6 protein-coding genes are annotated in these 5241 nt (G+C 48.8%); 4 read left to right on the forward strand and 2 right to left on the reverse strand.

What is annotated here, in order from left to right:
• Positions 1–122: 122 nt before the first annotated feature.
• Positions 123–1934 carry a translational GTPase TypA gene (typA, locus tag ACTHUT_RS13535; RefSeq protein WP_250600387.1) on the forward strand — a complete coding sequence of 604 codons (1812 nt, stop codon included), beginning with the start codon at positions 123–125 and terminating at the stop codon, positions 1932–1934.
• Between the two features lie 101 nt (positions 1935–2035).
• On the opposite strand, the gene ACTHUT_RS13540 is transcribed toward typA, so the two are convergent.
• Positions 2036–2992, reverse strand: a complete 957-nt coding sequence (locus ACTHUT_RS13540) for a cupin domain-containing protein (RefSeq protein ID WP_250600385.1) — start codon at positions 2990–2992, stop codon at positions 2036–2038.
• A 128-nt stretch (positions 2993–3120) separates the two neighbouring features.
• Here ACTHUT_RS13540 and ACTHUT_RS13545 point away from each other — a divergent pair, with 128 nt between their 5' ends.
• On the forward strand, positions 3121–3456 hold the full coding sequence (locus tag ACTHUT_RS13545) for a carboxymuconolactone decarboxylase family protein (RefSeq protein ID WP_049329420.1): 336 nt from the start codon (positions 3121–3123) through the stop codon (positions 3454–3456).
• A 112-nt stretch (positions 3457–3568) separates the two neighbouring features.
• On the forward strand, positions 3569–3937 hold the full coding sequence (locus ACTHUT_RS13550; RefSeq protein WP_250600383.1) for a rhodanese-like domain-containing protein: 369 nt from the start codon (positions 3569–3571) through the stop codon (positions 3935–3937).
• A 55-nt stretch (positions 3938–3992) separates the two neighbouring features.
• On the opposite strand, the gene ACTHUT_RS13555 is transcribed toward ACTHUT_RS13550, so the two are convergent.
• Positions 3993–4331 (reverse strand): hypothetical protein, encoded by a 339-nt coding sequence (locus ACTHUT_RS13555; protein ID WP_049329421.1) that lies wholly within the window; start codon positions 4329–4331, stop codon positions 3993–3995.
• Between the two features lie 98 nt (positions 4332–4429).
• Here ACTHUT_RS13555 and surE point away from each other — a divergent pair, with 98 nt between their 5' ends.
• Positions 4430–5185, forward strand: coding sequence for a 5'/3'-nucleotidase SurE (surE, locus tag ACTHUT_RS13560; RefSeq protein ID WP_003686460.1), 756 nt, complete (start codon positions 4430–4432; stop codon positions 5183–5185).
• The last annotated feature ends 56 nt before the right edge of the window (positions 5186–5241 follow it).

Below are 5241 nucleotides of genomic sequence, written 5' to 3' on the forward strand. Positions count from 1 at the left end.
ATTATTCTCAACTTCTTTTGCCTCATTTTTTTTGAATCATTCACTCCGTCAACATTTAGGAATCGTGCTATAATTACCAGTTATCTTTTTTTTAAGCACCTAGCTGAAACACATAAATCATCATGAAACAAATCCGCAATATTGCCATCATCGCCCACGTCGACCATGGCAAAACCACATTAGTTGACCAATTGCTGCGTCAGTCCGGTACATTCCGTTCCAACCAGCAAGTAGAAGAGCGCGTAATGGACAGCAACGATCTTGAAAAAGAGCGCGGCATTACCATTCTCGCTAAAAATACCGCTATCGAATACGAAGGCTACCACATCAACATCGTAGATACCCCGGGACACGCCGATTTTGGTGGCGAAGTGGAACGTGTATTGGGCATGGTTGACTGCGTCGTACTGTTGGTTGACGCACAAGAAGGCCCTATGCCGCAAACCCGTTTCGTGACCAAAAAAGCCTTGGCTTTGGGTCTGAAACCTATCGTTGTTATCAACAAAATCGATAAACCGTCTGCCCGTCCAAGCTGGGTTATCGACCAAACATTCGAATTGTTCGACAACTTGGGCGCAACCGACGAACAATTGGACTTCCCTATCGTCTATGCTTCCGGCCTGTCCGGCTTTGCCAAATTGGATGAAAACGACGAGAGCAGCGATATGCGCCCTCTGTTCGAGACCATTTTGAAACACACGCCTCCTCCAAGCGGTAACGCAGACGCAACACTGCAACTGCAAATTTCCCAACTGGACTACGACAACTACACCGGCCGCCTCGGTATCGGCCGCATCCTGAACGGCCGCATCAAACCCGGCCAAGTCGTTGCCGTCATGAACCATGAAGAACAAGTTGCCCAAGGCCGTATCAACCAACTTTTGGGTTTCCAAGGCTTGGAACGCGTACCTTTGGAAGAAGCTGAAGCCGGCGACATCGTGATTATTTCCGGTATCGAAGACATCGGTATCGGCGTAACCATTACCGACAAAGACAATCCTAAAGGCTTGCCTATGTTGAGTGTAGACGAGCCGACCCTGACCATGGACTTTATGGTCAATACTTCTCCTTTGGCCGGTACTGAAGGCAAATTCGTGACTTCCCGCCAAATCCGCGACCGCCTGCAAAAAGAGTTGCTGACCAACGTCGCCCTGCGCGTGGAAGATACTGCCGATGCCGACGTGTTCCGCGTATCCGGACGCGGCGAACTGCACCTGACTATTTTGCTGGAAAACATGCGCCGCGAAGGTTTTGAACTGGCAGTCGGCAAGCCGCGCGTCGTGTACCGCGACATCGACGGTCAAAAATGCGAACCTTATGAAAACCTGACCGTGGACGTACCGGACGAAAACCAAGGCGCAGTAATGGAAGAACTCGGCCGCCGCCGCGGCGAACTGACCAATATGGAAAGCGACGGCAACGGCCGTACCCGCCTCGAATACCATATTCCCGCGCGCGGCTTGATCGGTTTCCAAGGCGAATTCATGACCCTGACGCGCGGTGTCGGCCTGATGAGCCATGTATTCGACGACTACGCGCCCGTGAAACCCGATATGCCCGGCCGCCACAACGGCGTACTGATTTCCCAAGAGCAAGGTGAAGCCGTCGCTTATGCCTTATGGAATCTGGAAGACCGAGGTCGTATGTTCGTATCGCCCAACGACAAAATCTACGAAGGCATGATTATCGGTATCCACAGCCGCGACAACGATTTGGTGGTCAACCCTCTGAAAGGTAAAAAACTGACCAACGTCCGTGCCAGTGGTACAGATGAAGCCGTGCGCCTGACTACGCCTATCAAATTGACTTTGGAAGGTGCAGTTGAGTTCATTGACGATGACGAACTGGTTGAAATCACGCCACAATCCATCCGCCTGCGTAAACGCTACCTGAGCGAATTGGAACGTCGCCGTCATTTCAAAAAACTGGACTAATTCTGTTTGATTGATACGTTTTAAAATTAAGGCCGTCTGAAAAGTGTTTTAGAAATCTTAGATTTCATTTTTACACTTTCAGACGGCCTTTTATCATCTGTTCAAATAAAGTAAATCGGCATTTCTTCTGCTTGTACTGCTGCCTCATCAGTACGATCATTCTTACGATATTGCCCCGGCGATATCCCATATTGCTTTTTAAATGCCTTGCCAAAATGCGTTTCCGATTGAAAACCGACCGAGAGCGCAACCGATAAAACCGAATCAGCCGTCTGTTTCAACAATAATGCCCCTTGCTGCAAGCGGATACTGTTTACAAAGGCATGCGGGCTTGTTCCTGTCTGCTGCTTAAATACCCGCATCAACTGGGCGCGAGATAAGTTGGCTATCGCGGTCATTTTCTCGATATTCCATTCCTCTTCCGGCTTATCCACTACTGCCTGAAGTAGATTCCGCAGGCGTTTGTCCTGCCAACCATTCAGCAAACCGCTTAATTGCGCTTCCCCATTTTTCTCCAGGCTGGCTCGAAGTAGAAATACCAACAATACCGAAGCCAATGCGTTCACAACCGCTACCGAGCCAGACAAAGCCTGACCGCTCTCATACTGCAACAATGCCACCAAATACTGCAAAGAAGGATGGTTGATATTCAGTAAAACCGTATCAGGCAGCCCTGCCATAATATCCGCCTGCGCTTCATATTCAAACCGTGCGCAGAAAAGATGCAAAGCCGCATCGCCTCCTGCATGACTCTGCTTGACTTTAAATGCGCCTCTTTCACTCGTCAGCACGCTGACACCGAGATTTTCACAACTGCTATCACTGCTCAAAGTGTGTCCTACGCTGCGCGGGAAAAAAATGATATCCCCCGCACTCAGCAGCCTTGCCTCTTGCTCCCCATCAATTCGGATATAACCTGAACCGGCAGTTACGATATGCACCAAACCATGCGCACGCTTTGGTTCATGCCGCACATACCACTCCCCCTGAAACAGACATTGAACATCCACGCTGCCTTTTACCTGCGCCAATTCGACCAGCCTATCCACAATATCCATAGTGTTTTTTACCAATAAATGAGATGTTTTGACGAATTAAATCTTACGATTATTGCAATAATACACACACCAAACACAAACGGATAGGATTTTTTATCTTATCCACTCACATTAAGAAAGGACATATCATGTTTAAAGACTGGCCTGAACATACCGCCTTAGTAAAAAAATCATTCGGTGAACTTGGTAAAAAACATCCTAAAATGCTGCAAGCCTACGGCGCACTGGATCAAGCAGCCGCTGCCGAAGCACTGGATGCCAAAACACGCGAACTGATCGCCATTGCCGTTGCCATTACCACACGTTGCGAAAGCTGCATCAGCGTGCATGCCGCCGCAGCAGCCAAAGCAGGTGCAACCGAAAGCGAAATCGCAGGCGCATTGGCCACCGCTATCGCACTGAATGCTGGTGCCGCTTATACCTACGCTTTACGCGCTTTGGAAGCAGTAGAAACCCAACGCTAATCGGTTTATAAAATCAGGCCGTCTGAAAGCCTACTCCCCTTTCAGACGGCCTGATGAAATGCTAAACTGATAAAGTTATCATATTGTTTTCTGTCTAATAGGAGATTGAACCATGAAGAAACTGCTGACTGCCGTACTTTTTGCCGCCGCTGTTGCCACTCCTTTGGCCGCTTCCGCTGCCTCTTTGCCTAAAGTTGAAAAAAGCGCGGCACAGCCTGCAAAAGCAAAAGGCGTTTGGATTGATGTCCGCTCTGCCGAAGAATTTAAAGAAGGCCATTTGCAAGGTGCACTCAATATTCCGCATGACCAAATCGTTGACCGCATCAAATCCGTCAGCCCGGATAAAAACGCACCGGTAAACCTCTACTGTCGCAGCGGCCGCCGTGCAGAAGCCGCGCTGACTGAGCTGAAAAAAGCCGGCTACACCAACGTAACCAACCATGGCGGTTATGAAGACTTGGTGAAAAAAGGTTTGAAATAAATCTGGTTGATTTTAAAAAGGCCGTCTGAAACTTTTCAGACGGCCTTTATTGCCATTACAGACAGCAACTTCCAAATCTCAAACGTTTGCTGAGACCGGTTTCGTGAATCAATTGTTTGATAACCAAAATATTGGTGTTATCGGCCAACGCGCGAATGCTGTGCGCCTCCATCGGCTCAAGACGGATAACTTGCAAGCCTTCGGTTTGCAAAACTTCGTCCACCGTTTTGATTTCGGCCTTGCCGTTTAAAACCAAAAGCAAAATAATCGCATCCGCCTCATAGGCCGGAATTTCATTATCCTTCTGCAGTGAAAGCTGAACAATCTCCTGATTGCCGTCTGAAGCAATCACGCCGCCCAATAAAGCTTTAGGGTCTAACTCATAATGTTTCATTATTATCCTTTCCGCCCAAACGTTGCCGATTCGTGGACAATCGCTCAAGCAAACCAGTACAATACCGCCCATCTTACCGATAGACACAATATTGTCACATGAACATATTAATCTCAAACGACGATGGTTATCTTGCACCCGGTTTGGCAGTTTTGGCAAGAGTGTGCGCAGAATTTGCCAATGTCAGGGTGGTTGCGCCCGAACGCGATCGCAGCGGCGTCAGCAATTCCCTGACTTTAGACCGTCCTTTACAACTGAAACAGGCGGAAAACGGGTTTTACTATGTTAACGGTACCCCAACCGACTGCATTCATGTCGGCCAGCATGCCCTTGCAGACTTCAAACCCGACTTAGTCTTGTCCGGCATTAACAACGGTGCGAACATGGGCGACGATACGCTTTATTCCGGTACGGTTGCCGCCGCAACGGAAGCTTATCTGATGGGCATTCCCGCTATTGCCTTTTCGCTTGCCGATTCAAGCGGCCGTTATTGGGAAACCGCAGAAAAAGCCGCTTGGATACTGCTTTCCTACTTTCTCAAACGCCCTATTTCCGAACCCATCTTATGGAACATCAATATCCCAGCCGTCGCACCTGAGGATATCCAAGGCATAAAAATTACACGGCTCGGCCGCCGTCATCATGAACAAAGCATTGTTCCCATGTATAATCCACGTGGCGAACAAATTTATTGGATTGGGCCTGTCGGCGATGTTTCCGACAGCGAAGAAGGTACCGACTTTGGCGAATGCGCGTCCGGCTTCATCACGATTACCCCCCTGCAAGTCGATTTGACTGCCTACGGACAAATGGAGCAAACCGCTTCCTTTTGGTCAGAAATCCCTGCGCCTTAACAGTCCCTAACAGCCGAACACTTGAGAAACAAGCATATTTTTATTATGATATGCTC

It is taken from the genome of Neisseria sp. P0022.S010 (assembly GCF_051956635.1).